Annotated in this window: 13 protein-coding genes; all 13 read left to right on the forward strand. The window is 46.7% G+C overall.

The window, feature by feature from the left end; genetic code table 11:
* Positions 1-136: 136 nt before the first annotated feature.
* The 13 genes from ASG81_RS14505 (at position 137) to ASG81_RS14565 (ending at position 16,166) form a co-directional block, all read left to right on the forward strand.
* Complete coding sequence (locus ASG81_RS14505) at positions 137-892, forward strand: YveK family protein (RefSeq protein ID WP_056635275.1); 756 nt, start codon at positions 137-139, stop codon at positions 890-892.
* Complete coding sequence (locus ASG81_RS14510) at positions 873-1,565, forward strand: CpsD/CapB family tyrosine-protein kinase (RefSeq protein WP_056635279.1); 693 nt, start codon at positions 873-875, stop codon at positions 1,563-1,565. Before ASG81_RS14505 ends, ASG81_RS14510 begins: the two co-directional genes overlap by 20 nt.
* Positions 1,566-1,877: 312 nt before the next feature.
* Positions 1,878-2,783 carry a UTP--glucose-1-phosphate uridylyltransferase GalU gene (gene galU, locus ASG81_RS14515; RefSeq protein ID WP_056635282.1) on the forward strand — a complete coding sequence of 302 codons (906 nt, stop codon included), beginning with the start codon at positions 1,878-1,880 and terminating at the stop codon, positions 2,781-2,783.
* 2 nt (positions 2,784-2,785) lie between these two features.
* Entirely contained in the window at positions 2,786-3,457 is a 672-nt protein-coding gene (locus ASG81_RS14520) for a sugar transferase (protein WP_081417345.1), read from the forward strand.
* Positions 3,458-3,469: 12 nt separating this feature from the next.
* Positions 3,470-4,726 (forward strand): glycosyltransferase family 4 protein, encoded by a 1,257-nt coding sequence (locus tag ASG81_RS14525; RefSeq protein WP_056635285.1) that lies wholly within the window; start codon positions 3,470-3,472, stop codon positions 4,724-4,726.
* Positions 4,727-4,749: 23 nt separating this feature from the next.
* Positions 4,750-6,099 carry an O-antigen ligase family protein gene (locus ASG81_RS14530; RefSeq protein ID WP_162255030.1) on the forward strand — a complete coding sequence of 450 codons (1,350 nt, stop codon included), beginning with the start codon at positions 4,750-4,752 and terminating at the stop codon, positions 6,097-6,099.
* A complete protein-coding gene (locus tag ASG81_RS14535; RefSeq protein WP_056635293.1) occupies positions 6,096-7,343 on the forward strand; it encodes a glycosyltransferase family 4 protein in 1,248 nt (415 codons plus the stop codon). Before ASG81_RS14530 ends, ASG81_RS14535 begins: the two co-directional genes overlap by 4 nt.
* Before the next feature lie 3 nt (positions 7,344-7,346).
* Positions 7,347-8,720 carry an oligosaccharide flippase family protein gene (locus ASG81_RS14540; RefSeq protein WP_056635296.1) on the forward strand — a complete coding sequence of 458 codons (1,374 nt, stop codon included), beginning with the start codon at positions 7,347-7,349 and terminating at the stop codon, positions 8,718-8,720.
* Entirely contained in the window at positions 8,713-9,759 is a 1,047-nt protein-coding gene (locus ASG81_RS14545) for a glycosyltransferase family 4 protein (RefSeq protein ID WP_056635299.1), read from the forward strand. The genes ASG81_RS14540 and ASG81_RS14545 overlap by 8 nt, the downstream gene beginning before the upstream one ends.
* A complete protein-coding gene (locus tag ASG81_RS14550) occupies positions 9,756-10,643 on the forward strand; it encodes a glycosyltransferase (protein WP_056635302.1) in 888 nt (295 codons plus the stop codon). The genes ASG81_RS14545 and ASG81_RS14550 overlap by 4 nt, the downstream gene beginning before the upstream one ends.
* A gap of 30 nt (positions 10,644-10,673) precedes the next feature.
* Positions 10,674-13,640 (forward strand): chitobiase/beta-hexosaminidase C-terminal domain-containing protein, encoded by a 2,967-nt coding sequence (locus tag ASG81_RS14555; protein ID WP_235548874.1) that lies wholly within the window; start codon positions 10,674-10,676, stop codon positions 13,638-13,640.
* A 145-nt stretch (positions 13,641-13,785) separates the two neighbouring features.
* The gene (locus ASG81_RS14560; RefSeq protein ID WP_056635305.1) at positions 13,786-14,772 is read left to right on the forward strand and encodes a polysaccharide pyruvyl transferase family protein; all 987 of its coding nucleotides are present in this window, start codon (positions 13,786-13,788) and stop codon (positions 14,770-14,772) included.
* Positions 14,773-14,795: 23 nt separating this feature from the next.
* The gene (locus tag ASG81_RS14565; RefSeq protein ID WP_056635308.1) at positions 14,796-16,166 is read left to right on the forward strand and encodes a sugar phosphate nucleotidyltransferase; all 1,371 of its coding nucleotides are present in this window, start codon (positions 14,796-14,798) and stop codon (positions 16,164-16,166) included.
* Positions 16,167-16,176 lie beyond the last annotated feature (10 nt).

A 16,176-nucleotide genomic window follows, 5' to 3' on the forward strand; every position in this document is an offset into this window, starting at 1 on the left:
GATCAGACTGGATGCTCCTATGAAAATCCATACCTAAAAGTTCGCGTTTTGAATAATGGTATGAGAATTGTATTCTTTATGAGTAATTTTTAATTTTAAATAGCTAGATGACTTAACCAGTAACGGAGGAAATGACTTGGAATTAAAACATTATTGGTTCATCGTTAAAAGAAGGCTGCTATTGATAACGTTGATTATTTTAGTAAGCTGTCTGACCATCGGCATTTACTCCTACAAGTTCATCGAACCGCAGTATGAAGCTTCCACAAAACTAATTGTCAATGATTACAAGGACAGCAGCGCACCGCTTCCGAGTATCGATGTTGGCTCGATTAACTCCACGATTGGACTCATCAAAACCTATAAAGAAATCATTAAAACGCCTCGTATGATGAAAAAAGTCATCAAAGAGTACCCAGAGCTTGCTAAGACGTACGGTGAGCTCATTGGCAAAGTAAGTGTAAGCTCAGCTACTGAAACGCAGGTCATGACCGTGACCGTCCGTGATGATTCCTATGAGAAGGCGGCTAATATCGCAAACGCCGTTGCAATCGTTTTTCAAAAATCAGTTCCTGAGCTGATGAAGGTTGATAATGTTTCTGTCTTGGACCAAGCCGATCCGAAGGAAAAACACGGTCCGGTGGCTCCGAATCCGAACTTAAATATTGCCGTCGCATTCATCCTGGCGCTGATGGCGGGTATAGGTCTTTCCTTCCTGCTGGATCATTTGGATAATACGGTCAAGAGCGAAGAAGACATCGAGATGCTTCTAGGCGTTCCGGTACTGACTTCAATACCGAGAATTAAAGAAAGTGATGCTACTGAACGGGGAAGCAATGCCCCGCTAACGCCAAGAGCTGGGAGGGGAAGCAATGTCTCGCTTGATACGTAAATGGAACCTTATTACGGAAAGAAATCCGAATTCGCCGATCTCCGAAGGGTATCGGATGCTGCGGACAAACATCGAGTTTTCAACGATCAACCATAAGCTGCAAATCATTATGGTCACCTCTTCCAAACCAAGCGAAGGAAAAAGCACCACTTGCGCCAATATGGCAGTGTCTTTCGCTCAAGCGAACAAACGGGTGCTGCTGATCGACGCGGATTTGCGAAAACCGGCACAGCATCACATTTTCAATATTTCTAACCATAAAGGCTTGACCACCGCCTTGTTCAATCAACAAGAGCCGCAGGATGTCATTCAGCATACGCATACGGAGAATCTGTCGGTCATTACCGCAGGTCCGACTAAGCCTAATCCATCAGAGCTGCTGTCATCGAAACATATGGGGGCTCTGCTTGAGAAAATGAGGGAAACATACGACGTGATCATCATCGACACACCGTCGATCATGTCCGTAACGGATGCTCAAATCGTTGCCACCCAAAGCGATGGCGTCGTTCTAGTTATCGAATCGGGAAAAGTGAAAAAAGAACTTGTGCTCAAAGCGAGGGCCTCTCTCGAGCATGTGCAAGCCAATCTTATCGGCGTCGTTCTCAATAACACCAACCGAAATCGCTCGGATTCCTATTCCTACTATTACGGAGCTAGTAACGACGCTTAGCGTCATTACACCGGATAATAGCTAAGTTGGATTGGATGGTAATGTCTCCTGCACCTCTATCACCGGAGGCACTCGGTCACACTGTGGGTCAGCCGACCTTAGACGTTTAGCGTCAAGGGTGTGACGTGAGGAAGGGTTTAATGCCCTAGCAATCTTTATTTTTTATTTTTACCTCGGATTTTTTCTAAAAATCTGAGCTATGCTCTCCGAGACGCTTCAAGACACTCCAAGATATGGAAAGCATAGCTCGCATTTTTAGCATCTTGGTAGAATGCGAATAAAAAAAATATAAATAGGATAGGGTGAAGTCAAATGAAAAAAGTGAGAAAAGCTATTATTCCTGCAGCAGGACTCGGTACCCGGTTTTTACCGGCGACAAAGGCGATGCCGAAAGAAATGCTTCCAATCGTTGATAAGCCCACTATTCAGTACATCGTAGAGGAAGCCATTGAATCTGGGGTAGAAGACATCATCGTCGTGACTGGTAAAGGTAAACGTGCGATCGAAGATCACTTTGATATTGCGTTTGAGCTGGAATATACCTTAGAGGAAAAAGGGAAATTCGACATCTTGGAAAAAGTCAGAAAATCTTCCAATGTAAATCTTCATTATATAAGGCAAAAAGAAGCGAAAGGGCTCGGGCACGCCGTATGGTGCGCACGTAATTTTATCGGAGACGAACCGTTCGCTGTTCTGCTTGGCGATGATATCGTAGAATCCGAAGTGCCTTGCATCAGACAGCTGATCGAGCAGTATGAGCGTACCGAACGTTCGGTCATCGGCGTTCAAACCGTCAGTGCGGATCAGACAAACCGGTATGGGATTGTCGATCCTGGCGAGATAATGGACCGTCTGTATCAAGTGAAACGTTTTGTGGAAAAGCCGCCGCTAGGACAGGCTCCATCCAACTTGGCCATTATGGGCCGATATATTTTGACCCCGGAAATATTCGATTATTTAGGGCAGCAAGAGGTTGGCGCAGGCGGAGAAATTCAGCTGACCGATGCGATTCAAAAGCTGAATATGGATAAAGGCGTTTACGCCTATGACTTCCAAGGCAAGCGCTATGATGTGGGTGAAAAACTCGGCTTTATTTTGACAACAGTCGATTTTGCGCTCCGGAATAACGAACTTCGTGATCAGCTCATGAGCGAGCTTGGGGAATTGTTGGAACGGGAACAAGTGAAACAACAATTAATAGGTATTGGGGGTGAATAACCATGATGCGTCCGCAGTATCGCGATGAAGTGATATTGAATGACAACTCAACTGATTACTATGAGAACTCACTCCATTCGGTGATCAAACGCACCCTTGACATTACCGGATCTCTGGTTGGATTAATTCTGTTAAGTCCGCTGTTTGTTATCATTGCCATTCTGATTAAATTAGAGGATCCGAAAGGCTCCGTATTATTCTATCAAACAAGGATCGGCAAGAACGAGAAGCCGTTCCGGATGTATAAATTCCGCTCCATGGTAAGCAATGCGGAAGAAAAGCTGAAAGATCTGCTCGCTAAGAACGAAATTGAAGGCGCGATGTTCAAGATGAAGAACGATCCGCGTATTACGAAAATTGGGAAGTTCATACGAAAAACAAGCATCGATGAGCTTCCGCAGCTGATCAATGTGCTCCGAGGCGATATGTCCTTGGTAGGTCCAAGACCTCCTCTTACAAGGGAAGTTGCGGAGTATACGGCTTACGACAAGCTGCGTTTAACGGTTAAACCTGGTTGTACAGGACTTTGGCAGGTAAGCGGCCGTAATGAATTAAGTTTTAAAGAAATGGTTGAACTGGACTTGAAGTATATCCAAAATCGTAGCATAGGGGCCGACTTGAAAATCATATTCAAGACTTTCAGAGTACTCCTGGGGGCAAAAGATGCTTTCTAAGGTGGGAAATTGATGAAAAAGATGATGTTTATTACGAACCGGCTTCCATTTCCTAATACGGACGGCAGAAAAAACCTGCTTCAGCAATACATTCAGCAAATCAAAGATATATATCCAGAATGTCAGATCGTGAACTTGTCTTTTGTTGATGACAATAAGTACCTGAAGGATAAGCCGGATGCGATTTCCCGATTGGTATGTCTGAATTTGCCCGGTATGGCCGAAAAACTTTTCAATGTACTGGTCTATTCCTTGTTAATGCGGAAGTGGCCGATACAAGTATCCGTTTATTATTCCCGGAGAACACATCGGCTGATCAAAGAAATCGTCAAGGAAGAGCAGCCGGAATTCATCTTTTATGATATGGTGCGGGTAGCGGAGTACGTTACGGATGGAACCTCGCAAAAGGTGCTCAGCTACGATGATCTTCTGTCATTGCGTTATGAACGGCAGCTTCAATGGTTTCATTACATTCCGTCCGTATTCGGCAGTTTTTCGAACAAGCTCCCAGACGGTATCAAGCGGTTTGCAAATTTGAAGTTCTTTCAAAAATGGCTTGTTGCTTTCGAAAGCAAGCTGCTGGACAAGTACGAGAAACATGTAGCTAATAATTTCCAGCATCTTATCTTTACTTCTCCCAAAGAAGCGGAGACCTTCCGGGATATTGTCCGTCATCGGTCTTGTCTCGGCATCCCGATGAGATTCGACCCGGATAAGAAAATGACAAAGAATCCTCGTACGTATGACAGAAACAAGATCGTCTTTGTAGGGAAAATGGACATCCCGCACAATACCTCCGCTGTAGTCTATTTCTGTGAGAAGATATGGCCCAGGATGAAGCAGCAGGCACCGAAAGCAAAGTTTTATATCGTCGGAAAAAATCCTTCCGCCGAGGTGCTTCAGCTGCAGAAGGACTATCCTGACATTATCGTAACCGGCGAAGTAGATAACGTTAAGCGGATCGTGAGCGATGCCGCTTTAATGATCGCTCCGCTGCTTTTTGGCACAGGAATTAAAACGAAGATCGTCGAGGCTATGTCTTGGGGAGTTCCGGTCGTAACCAATCCGATCGGCAGCGAAGGCATCAACGCAATCAATCATGAGGATCTGTTCGTCTGTGAAACGGATGATGAGATGGTAAAAAATATTCTCCTATTATTGAACAACGAAGAGATAAACGAAAAAGTTTCGCGCAATTCGATCCGTTACGTGACCCAACATTTCAGCAGCTCCGTGACCCGTAAAAATCTGGAGTTGATTCTATCGTAGGGACATTGCGCAAAGAGCAGGTGTTGGTTATTCGAAATCTTGTTATTGCGCTATTTATGTTATCCCTGACGCTCTTGACGTACGACAGCTTGCCATATATCAATTTCTCGGTCTATAGGCCAATATCCATGTTTCCGATGTTCCTTGCTTCTATCTTGCTCCTGTTTACCGACTTCAGGTTTAAGAAGTGGGATATATTTTTACTCGTCTTCGTGATGTACAGCATCGGGCATTCCATGATCGTTGCAACGATAAACGGGGATATCGCCAGCAGTGTGTCGCATATTATCACGCTGCTGTTTGGTCTTTCTATGTATCGGGTATCGGTATATGCCGCTGAACAAGCGAAAGAAGATCCGGAGATTAGAAAGAGCATCGCCAAATGTATTGCTATAGCCTTTATTCCTCCGCTTGCAGCCGGTTTTCTGCAGCTATTCGATGCATTTTTCGTCCGCAACGGGTTTTCCGGAGTCTTTACGGGACTGTTCGCGGATAAAGTGTATCTCCGGAGGATTCAAATGCTGTCGGGCGAGCCTTCATGGGCGGCGATCCATATGCTGAGCGGCGGGTTAATCATGTTCTTCCTGCATAAACAGGGGTTCCGTAAGCAGTTGCTTCTGCTTGTCGCTACTATGCTGCTTATGGTACTTTCCTTCTCCGCTTACGCTTACAGTGTACTGCTGACCGCGCTGGTCATTTATGTACTGATCACGAACAAGAACAGGGGCCGGATGCTGGTCGTTTTGGCGGCCTGCGCCTTTGTCGTCGTAGTGGGCGTGCCTTATCTGATCGAAACATTCAAGGTAAGCGGCTATTTTACGCAGCGGTTTCAATTTAATTTCGATCAACTAATAAATAATGATAATTCGTTTTTTGTTAGGCTGGTGTTTCCGGCCATCGGTTTTATGGAATTTGCCAGACATCCGATCTTTGGAGTCGGCGGCGGTTTTTATTATACGGAAGTTGCCTCCCTCCTACAGCAGCATTTCAGCAGCGGATTAAAATTCAGTGAAGTTTACGATCTGGTATTTATTGATCCCTATTCAGCAACGTCGAGAAATATGGTGTCGAAGGTGTTCGCTGAGGAAGGCCTTATCGGGGTTATCCTTTTTGGAGGATTTCTGGTTTCGATTTTTCGCAGCTGTGGGGCAAATTCGTATTCGAAATTCGCTTTTGCGTTATGCATTTCACTCGTCATGAACTTTGATTCATATGCTTTTCTGGATTTCTGGTTGTTGTTCGGATTCATCCGCGGTGGAGGGTTCGAAACGGAAGCTATACGTACCGGGATGCCTGTACGTCTGCCCGTTCGGGCTAAAGGTCCGATACCACCTGTTAGACCCATCTATAGCGAATGGAGACGAAGGGCATGAAAATCGTTATTGTAAATACTTTGTACAGCCCGCATATTATTGGCGGTGCGGAAATATCGACACAAATCTTAGCCGAAACGTTTGTAACAACGGCTGAAGTGCATGTCATTACGACAGGCGGACAAAAGAGAAACGCCGGTATAACGTCAGAGTCGATCAACGGGGTTACGGTTCATCGAGTTCCTTACAACAATATATATTGGATCGGCGATACGGAAAAACGCGGCAAGCTGAATAAGGTGGCCCGCAGACTTATCGATCTTTATAATCCCATGCAAATCGGGACGGTTGCGAACCTGTTGAAGGAATTAAAACCTGATTTGGTTCATACTCAGAATTTGTCCGGATTCGGGCCTGGGATATGGACAGCTTTCTTCAAAGCGGGTGTACCGATCGTTCATACATTAAGGGATTATTCGCTCATCTCGCCTGTCAGCTCGCCAATATCCTATCCGCTGATGTCGCGGTTATACAGGCTGACTTCTCTTGGATTCAGCAAACGGGTTGCCGCGGTTGTTGGTATATCTTCTCATATTTTGAACCGTCATACAGAAGAGGGATTGTTTCCGAATGCTCAAAAACTGGTCATTCCGAACGTAGTGGATGGCGACATCGTCGCGGGAGAGAAAGATTTCACCCGTAAGCCGCTTCGCATTGGCTATTTCGGCAGAATCGAACCGGAGAAGGGCGTCCGTGAATTAATTGATGCCATCCGCTCGTTACCGGGTGAGGTGATTGAACGCCTATATGTATGCGGTGATGGCAAGCTGAAAGAAGAGCTTTCGGAATCGTGCCGGAATGACGGCCGCATCGTGTTCACCGGTAAAGTGAAGCCGAAAGAGGCGCGGGAGCTCATGGCCCAAGTAGATGTCACAGTTGTTCCTTCGATCTGGGAAGAGCCGTTCGGGCGGGTCCTCATCGAATCCTATCAAGTCGGTACGCCCGTATACGCCTCAGCAGTTGGAGGAATTCCGGACGTTGTGCCGGATCGTCAATTTCTTTTTGCTCCAGGCAGTTCAGGAGCCATTAAAGATAAGTTAAAGGAGTATTACTTATTCTCGGATGAAGAAAAAAGAACGATTCAAAGACAATGTCTGAAACACAGTCTCAAGTTCACCAAACAATCACTGCTTGAACGGCATACGGAATTATATAAATCGGTACTTTCTCAGGTAACCGGTACTGCACATTCGGAAAAGGCTTTTTCAAGTGGAAAAAAAATAAAGGCCGATGTGGGAAGGTAGTCTATGGCACAATTGGCAATCCGTAAAGTATTAAAAGGGAATGGTCTTGTTCAAACGATTTTGCGTACAAGCGCAACTAATTTTATGGTGATGGTCGTAACTACGCTGACCTCCATCGTGACAGCGAGAATGTTCGGCGTCGCAGGCAAAGGGGAATTTTCGGCGATTCTGTTCTGGGCGACCTTCTTAGTAGGGGTTGTTGGATTCGGTCTTCCCACTTCCCTTATTTACAACATGAAGCAGCATGTCGGCAAAGGAGCGGAGTACATTAGAGCAGGCTTTCTGTTCCAGCTCCCGGTCAGCATCATTGTCGGCGTGATTTCATGGATCTATCTTCCGGTTTGGCTGGGTAACTATTCTGCCGACGTCATTCAGACCGCTCGGTGGTACACCGTGCTGACGCTGCCGCTGCTGCTTGCGGTCAATCTGATCGCGGCACTTGCGCAAAGCACGGACAACTTCAAAATCTATAACGGTGTGAGGTTGTTAGTTCCGATTTTTAATTTGGCGGGTATCGTCGTACTCTTTATGACCGGAGTGCTGAATATCCATGCTGCCGCGTTGGTCTACCTGATTACGACGCTGCTAGTCGTCATGTGGTCCTTGTTCCAATTGAGGCGCGAGCTGAAAATCGACTGGTTTAAGCGGATGGTTGACCGGGTAGCGGCAAAGTCGTTGTTCGGTTACGGAAGCAGGGTATTTGGTGTCGAGCTGCTGGGAACCTTGTATTCGCAGTTTGACAAAATCATTATCCTGTCGCTCCTCACGCCGCGGGATTTCGGTCTGTACAGCGTCGTTTATGCGCTGTCCCGCGTTTTCAATACGGTTCAGATGGCCATCTCGAATGTCATCTTTCCAAAATTGACAGGGCTGGACAAGGACAAGATTATCTCAACGGTCGGCCGGGCTTTCCGGTTGTCGCTTATCCTGATGACGATCGTGGTCGTACCGAGTATATTCATAGGCAGATTCCTGATGGGTATTTTATTCGGCCAGGAATTTCTGGAGGCCAGCATAGCCTTTTATCTTCTATCTATAGAATGCATTCTCGGCGGCGGCTCATGGATTCTGGCAGCTTCGTTCAACGCATTGGGCCGCCCCGGTCTCGTGCTAATCCGGCAAGTTATAGCACTTGCGATTACGATCGGACTATTTTTTGTATTTACCCCTTTATACGGTCTGAACGGAATCGCCCTTGCTTTAGTAGTCGGTGCGCTGGTAAGAATGCTGATCACGATAGCCGCGATGAGGGTCGTGTTTAAGGTAAGGTTTGCCGGCATGCTTTTTGATAAAGACGATTTCCGCTTTTTGATCGGTCGTCTGAGAGAAAAAAACATCATTAAAAGAGCGGGAAGAGCAGGTGGAATGGATGAGTAACCCAACAGTTTACATGGCGCCAAAAGTTAGCGAACATAACAAATACTCCGAGTTGCTGACAAAGTCCATCGAGGAAAACGGTCTGCAGGTGGAACATTACGATAAAAAAAATACGCTTAAACCTGCAAAGGGAGACATCGTTCATCTGCATTGGCCCGGTAACTCGTATCGGGCATCCAACTTCCCCCTAACGATCGTGAAGTCTCTGTTATTTGCCGGACTTCTTTTGTTTTTGAAAATCCGGGGTGTACGGTTGTTTTGGACCGTTCACAATATTTGGCCGCATTCGACGGGCAAAAACAAATGGGATTATATGATGCGAAAGTTCATTTTGTCCGTCTGCAACAAAGGTTTCGTCATGAGTGAAACGGTAAAACGAGAAGTTATCGAGACGTTCGGCGTGAGCGCTGATAAGCTGATCGTCACACCGCATGGACATTACGTGGATGCATATGTCGGCAAAGGGACGGATATCCGTAAGCGATTCGGCATTCCGCCGGAACAGTTCCTGTTCTTGTTTGTCGGCAGAATCAACGCTTATAAAGGAATTGAGAAGCTTGTCGAAGCATTTGTATCGATTAAGATGGAGTCGGCTGGACTGCTGATAGCGGGTAAAGTGGATGAGGGTTATAAATTGGATTACATCGATCCGGTTAACGACGGCAGCATCAAAGTTTATCCTCATTTTTTGGATGACCACGAACTTGTCGACTACTTACATGCAGGTAATGTGATGGTGCTCCCTTATAACCAGATAACGACTTCCGGAAGCGCGATTCTGGCTCTTTCTCATTATAAGCCGGTTGTTGCGCCCAAGCTCGGTTCGCTCAGCGAATATGTTTCCGAAGGATGCGGTATCTTATACGATCCTGCTGACCCGGACGGATTACGCAAGGCGCTTGCGATGTCGGTCAACATGAATATGAATGAGGTAGAGAAGAACATTTCGAAAAAATTGGCAGAACTGGACTGGCAGGGTATAGCCGGAAAAATGATAAAAGTTTATACCGGAACAAAACGGTACGAGGTGAACGCATGAAAGCAACGGTAGCGATTTGCACCCATAACAGAGCTGAGGACGTGAAGGAAGCTCTTTTAAGTCTTTTACGGCAAAACTGTACGGATGCTTTTGAGGTGATTGTGGTTGACAACCGTTCCACCGACAACACCAAACAGGTTACTCAAGAAGTTAGTCAGATGACAAGCATCCCGATTATTTATGTTTATGAAGAACGGCTGGGGCTCTCGGTAGCCCGGAATCGTGCGCTTCGAGAAGCGAAGGGCGAGTATGTGCTGTTCTTAGACGATGATGCAGTGGCATCCAAGGAATGGATTAGCGGAATTGTCTCCTTATTTGAGAGCGATCCGCGGATCGGATGCGTCGGCGGCAAAATCGAACCCGCATGGGAAGGGGCGGAGCCGACTTGGCTTTTGCCGGAAAACCGGACGCTCTATACCATTTTGGACTATTCAGATGAAATTGTAGAAATGCAAAAGCCGGCCATACCATTCGGAGCCAATGTAGCATTCCGCAAATCCGTCTTCCAATCGCTTAAACCCTTCCGTGAGGATCTGGGCAGAGTGGGGAGCAACCTGCTTTCAAGCGAGGAAGCCGAGCTCATTGATCGAATCCGCAGCCGCTATACCGTCTATTACACACCTCATGCCTGGGTGCGGCACAAAATTCCGCGCAGCAGAGTTAGCAGAAAATGGCTGCTGCGAAGGATTTATTGGCAGGGTGTGAGCAGTGCAGTCAGCTCGGAGCGGAAATCAGGTATTTTTGTCAAATCCGTCCTGAAGGTTCCGGTGTTTCTGCTGTTGACGATCATTTTTTTCTTCGATAAGCGTCGGATATTCCGCAATGTAAGCAAAATTATATACAATAACGGCCAGATCAATGGAGTATTGCGAACCTTTAACTAAACTAACTAGAAACGAAAGTGGAGGTACATTTTGGATAGTAGAGCAAACTTAAAGAAAAATAATAGAGCACGAGCACGGCTTTATTTATTGTTGATTTGTAGTTTACTTATAACTCTAATACCGACACACAGTTTTGCAGACAACATTACTTCTCCTGAAATAGTAGTTGATGATTTTCAGGATTGGAATCACGTTTACAAGCATTCGAAGACACTTTCTCTACAAGTAAATCCGGATGCCGATGATCCTACCCGGGTGAAACGAGGCTATACGTCTAATGAATACATGACCTACAAGACGAACGGTCCTCTCAGAAATTTTTCTTTATACACGTACTATCGTTCGGGCATCGAGACGTACAATCATCCGAATTTTTATGTTTCCCACGATGGTAAGAATTACGAGAAAGTGACTCCGCAAATTTACAAAGACGGAGATAACATGAATTTTGTCGTGTATGAAGTACAAAATTTACGTTGGGATACAAGATATTTGAAAATAGAATACACCGGCAGCGATATCGTTAAATCGCCGGTAATTGGGAAGGCGGTGCTGAATGGCGCATTGGGCGTAAGTTCCAACCTGCCTTCGGGGTCCGTCCCTTACGGCAGTATGGTGATGTTGGAAAGAGCAACTGCCGGCGATGCCGTATATTACACCACCGACGGCAGCGACCCCAGAACATCTCTTACACGCAAGCTTTATACTTCACCGATTAAGGTGGTGAACGAACTTGTGTTAAAGATTATCGCCGTGAACCATTCGGCTTCGGGCAAAGCAGCGGCCAGCAGGGTTTCCAACTACCGGTATGTGCCGGAAGGTTCTTTGAATACGGAAGTCGGCTTGGACGATCCGCTCGAAAATTTCAAACAGATTGACAGCCGCTCAAGTATATATATTTTGAAAAATAAACCTTATCACTTCGGCAACGATTCGAATCGGATGGTGCGTACTTCAACTAAGCCTGGGAACATCATTTATAAGACGGATTTCGATATTTCTTCCTTTATGGTCTACAGCTACTTTTTCGCTGGAAATGCCATCGAGAAGAATCGTTTCTTTATCTCGAAGAATGGAAAGGATTATACGGAAATTTCTGCTGAAGCCTATTCGGTAGGCTATCCGGTAGCCAATTGGCAGAAATACGCTTACGAGGCTTCATCACTGCCGGCGGGCACGAGGTATTTGAAAGTCGAGCTGCACGGACCGGTGTCTTGGTCGCCTCAAGTTTCGAATGTGATTTTAAATCGAAACACGGCTTCCGTGGACGTTAAATCAACCAGAAGCGACGAATCACTGGAGACTGAACTGTCCACGGCTTCGAGCGGGGCAAAGATTTATTTCCGTTTGAATAAGGCGCCCGCTTTCGAGCCATATAACAAACCGCTCCAACTCACTGGTTATAACGAGCTGGAAACCTATGCCGTTACAGATGGTATGGAGCCAAGTCCCATCCGTAGATATAAGCTCAATGCAAGTGACCAAATTCAAGTGGACAGGTTCGGTCAAATGAAATCTGCCGGGTTTCCCGAGAAGGTGACAAACGAACAGCAGCTTGAAGCGGATGCCGAGGCAGACGCCTCCTATTATGGCGGTTTAACACCGCCTTCGGACCGGGACCATTACGGTGGTCTGGCAGGAAGCGCAGAAAAACATGGTTTGCAAAAAACGGGCTTTTTTGCAATTCAGCAAATGGGAAGCCGCAAAGTGATGACAACACCGGAAGGCAATCTCTTTTTCAGCTTAGGGGTGAACGGACTTACGGCCCATGAAACCTATACGATGGTAAAGGGTCGAGAGGAGCTGTTCGAATCTATTCCTTCTCAACAAGGGGAATATAATTCGGCATTTATCGGGTCCGATAACTTCTCATTCTATTTGGCGAACAAATACCGGAAAACAGGGGAAGTTCCAACCGAGCATGCCATATATTCGGAAGCTGCCGAGCGCCTCAAAAAATGGGGTTTTAACAGTGCGGGAGGCTATTCACCTGAAAAGTACGGCAATGAAAACAACTTGCCTCACGTGCGGATGCTTCCGCTGAACAGCATGAGCTGGGCTAAGATTGACGGGATTTCGATATTCGACATTTTTGCGCCGGATGCATCAGCCAAGATCGATAAGTCGTTTGCAAAAACAGTCAAGCCGAACAAGGACGATCCGATGCTGATCGGGTATTTCATCGACAACGAATACGATTTCCATAAGTTTTATTCCCATGTGCCGAAGCTGAAGGCAAGCCAAGCGGCGATCAAAGGACGTTTGGTTAAAAGGCTGAAGGATAAATATCAAGACATAAACAAATTCAACAGCCATTGGGGAACAAGCTTCCAATCCTTTGCAGACTTGAAAGAAGCGGAACTGCCGATCAAAACATCGGCTGCTTGGAGCGATATGGACGCATTTTTTAGGTATTATCTGGATACGTTCTTCGGAACGGTTTCGCAGATCTACCGCAAATATGATCCGAATCATCTTCTTCTCGGAGACCGCTGGATAACGACGCCTTTCCACAAGGAGAAGTTTCGGAGCGTTATGGCAGAGGTGGAAGGGAAATACGTGGATGTCATCAGTATCAACTACTACACTTATAAGCTCGAAACCGATCTATTGGAAGATGTGTACAAAAAGTCGGGCGGCAAACCGATTCTGCTAACCGAATTCGGTTACGGTACGGCGGAACAAGGATTGAAGCCTCTCCTTCCAAATTCAGCTATGAACCAGTCACAGAGGGGAATGCGTTACCGGAATTATGTGGAGGGGGTAGCCAGTCTGGACTACATTGTGGGAGCTCATGTGTTCAATTATGTGGACCAGGCAGGCCTGGGAAGATATTGGCAGGGAATTTGGGGAGAACACTATAACTCAGGCCTTGTGAATGTCGCCGACCGTCCTTATAAGGAATACCTGAAAGGGATCATGGCGACCAACTACGACATCTACAAGGTGATTCAGGGAGAACGGCCGAAATTTTATTACGATTTCAGCAAAAATTGATCGAAAAAAACTGCAGCTTCTCGATTGTCTCGTCGGCGTTGGCCGTTTTCAGTGGAGTCTCTAGGGAGTAGATTGCAGAAATGGTTTCCGGTTTTTTGACCATCGAATGATAGAGAGAGAAAACAACCTAAAGGAGAGGGTTATCATGCAGAGTACCCCGAATATTCACCCTATGGATGGACTTAAAAATGAGCTTCGCAAAATTTCAAATGTCATTCCGCCGGGCTCCAATATTTACTATATCGATATTCCCGTTCACAGCAACGGCGGCGACCTGCTCATTATGAAAGGCACGGAAGCGTTCTTCAAGGATTATAATATTCGCGTCCGCGCACGCTACAGCGTGCTTGATTTTCCCGATTCGCTGGTGATTCCGAAAGATCATATCATCGTGCTGCACGGGGGAGGGAACTTCGGCGACCTGTATCCGGCACATCAGAAGCTGCGCGAGAAAATTATTACCAGCTATCCGTACCATCGGATCGTGATGCTTCCACAGACGATATTTTATAAGAACGAGTCTGAATACGACCGGACGGCGCAAATATTCAATGGGCATAAAGATATTCATCTCTATGTCCGCGACACGCTGTCCCTTCGCTCGGCATCCGAGAAATTCCATAGATGCAACGTTTATCTATCACCCGACATGGCCCATCAATTATGGCCGATCCGGCACAAAGACAGCCCGGGCAAAGAACTGCTCTGCTTCTTCCGCACGGATATTGAGAAAACGAATGAGCAGGAGCAGCTCGAAGCTGCGGGCCGCGGCGATTATTTGGATTGGGCCTCCTTGTACAACCGGGTGGAGCAGAAATCGATTAATCTCATTGTCAGAATGATTAAGAAAGGCGGCACTCCGCTGCCGATGCAGGCGATTTGGGGCAGGTACACCGATTATCTGGTAGATAAAGCAGTCAAGCGCTTCAGCGGATACCGAACGGTGCAGACGTCAAGGCTGCATGGCCATATCTTGTCCTGCCTAATGGACAAGCCTAATACGCTGCTGGACAATTCTTACGGCAAGAACTCCAACTATTATCATACATGGACAAGCGGCATAGGTTCCGCCCAATTGATTGTGAAGAATGAAGGAAAAACAACAAATTCGAATGCTTCGCAAATCAGTTAACTATTATTTTAGGAGGAGTCACTATGAAAATTGTTCTTCTCTCGGGGGGCTCGGGCAAACGCCTGTGGCCGCTATCGAACGATTCCCGTTCCAAGCAGTTCTTGAAGGTGCTAAGGAATTCGGAAGGCGAGCTTGAGTCGATGGTACAGCGGGTTTGGGGGCAGATTGCGAGTGCCGGGCTTGGCGACCATGCTTTTATCGCAACGAGCAAGCCGCAGGTTGAAATGATCCACAACCAGCTAGGAAGCGAGATTGGAGTAATTGTCGAACCGGAAAGAAGGGATACGTATCCTGCGATCGCGCTGGCGGCCACCTATTTGTATTCGGTTGAAGGTGTCAGCCTGAATGAAACGGTCGTCGTCATGCCGGTCGACCCTTACGTTGAAGAGTCGTTCTTCCACAAGACCAAAGAATTGGACCAGGTCTTGAACGAGTCGGGCGCGGATTTGGCGCTTATGGGAGTAAAACCGACATATCCATCGGAGAAATACGGGTATATCGTTCCGCAAAGCGGGACCACGCATGACGCGCCATATATGAATGTACAAAGCTTCCGAGAGAAACCGAGCGAAGAAGCAGCAGCGGCCATGATTGAGCAGGCAGCACTTTGGAACTGCGGGGTTTTCGCATTCAAGCTGGATTTCATCATTAATATTCTGCTCTCGCACGGGCTTCCGATCCAATACGATGAGATGGTGAAGCAGTACGACAAGCTTCCGAAGACCAGCTTCGACTACGAGGTGGTGGAGAAAGCTAATCTTATCGTCGCGCTGCCATACGAGGGGGATTGGAAGGATCTTGGAACGTGGAACACGCTGACGGAACAAATTGCCAGCCCGCTGATCGGCAAAGGAATCATTACCGACAGTTCATCCAATACGCATATTATCAACGAACTGGATATTCCGATTACGCTGCTTAATTTATCCAATGTCGTCGTCGCGGCGAGTCCGGATGGCATTCTCGTCTCGGACAAGGCATCAAGCCCGATGATCAAGGAGGTCATGAAGCACTCGGATCAGCGTCCGATGTATGAGGAGAGGCGTTGGGGCCGTTACAGGGTACTCGATTACTTGAAATATCCGGACGGGAAAGAAGTATTGACCAAACGGATTTGCATAGAGCCGGGCAAAAATTTAAGCTACCAATACCATTTACTTAGAGACGAGGTATGGACCGTCGTTTCCGGTAACGGGGTGATGATTCTAAACGATAAGCGGTTCCCGGTTAAGGCCGGAGATGTACTCGTTATATCGAAACAGAGCAAGCACAGTTTGCTGGCGGAGACGGAAATGGACATCATTGAGGTGCAAACCGGGTCAGAGCTTATTGAAGAAGATATCGTCCGGCTTGCCTTCGATTGGAATGAAATTATGCAAATATGTGCCGTATAAGTGACAGGAT

The sequence above is a fragment of the Paenibacillus sp. Soil522 genome (genome assembly GCF_001428245.1).
Taxonomy (GTDB): Bacteria; Bacillota; Bacilli; order Paenibacillales; family Paenibacillaceae; genus Pristimantibacillus.

Coding starts and splice junctions, on each gene's coding strand:
- ASG81_RS14510 (WP_056635279.1), top strand. CDS start 873: ATGTCTCGCTTGATACGTAAATGGAACCTTATTACGGAAAGAAATCCG.
- galU (WP_056635282.1), top strand. CDS start 1,878: ATGAAAAAAGTGAGAAAAGCTATTATTCCTGCAGCAGGACTCGGTACC.
- ASG81_RS14545 (WP_056635299.1), top strand. CDS start 8,713: ATGAGTAACCCAACAGTTTACATGGCGCCAAAAGTTAGCGAACATAAC.
- ASG81_RS14525 (WP_056635285.1), top strand. CDS start 3,470: ATGAAAAAGATGATGTTTATTACGAACCGGCTTCCATTTCCTAATACG.
- ASG81_RS14550 (WP_056635302.1), top strand. CDS start 9,756: ATGAAAGCAACGGTAGCGATTTGCACCCATAACAGAGCTGAGGACGTG.
- ASG81_RS14535 (WP_056635293.1), top strand. CDS start 6,096: ATGAAAATCGTTATTGTAAATACTTTGTACAGCCCGCATATTATTGGC.
- ASG81_RS14520 (WP_081417345.1), top strand. CDS start 2,786: ATGATGCGTCCGCAGTATCGCGATGAAGTGATATTGAATGACAACTCA.
- ASG81_RS14560 (WP_056635305.1), top strand. CDS start 13,786: ATGCAGAGTACCCCGAATATTCACCCTATGGATGGACTTAAAAATGAG.
- ASG81_RS14540 (WP_056635296.1), top strand. CDS start 7,347: ATGGCACAATTGGCAATCCGTAAAGTATTAAAAGGGAATGGTCTTGTT.
- ASG81_RS14565 (WP_056635308.1), top strand. CDS start 14,796: ATGAAAATTGTTCTTCTCTCGGGGGGCTCGGGCAAACGCCTGTGGCCG.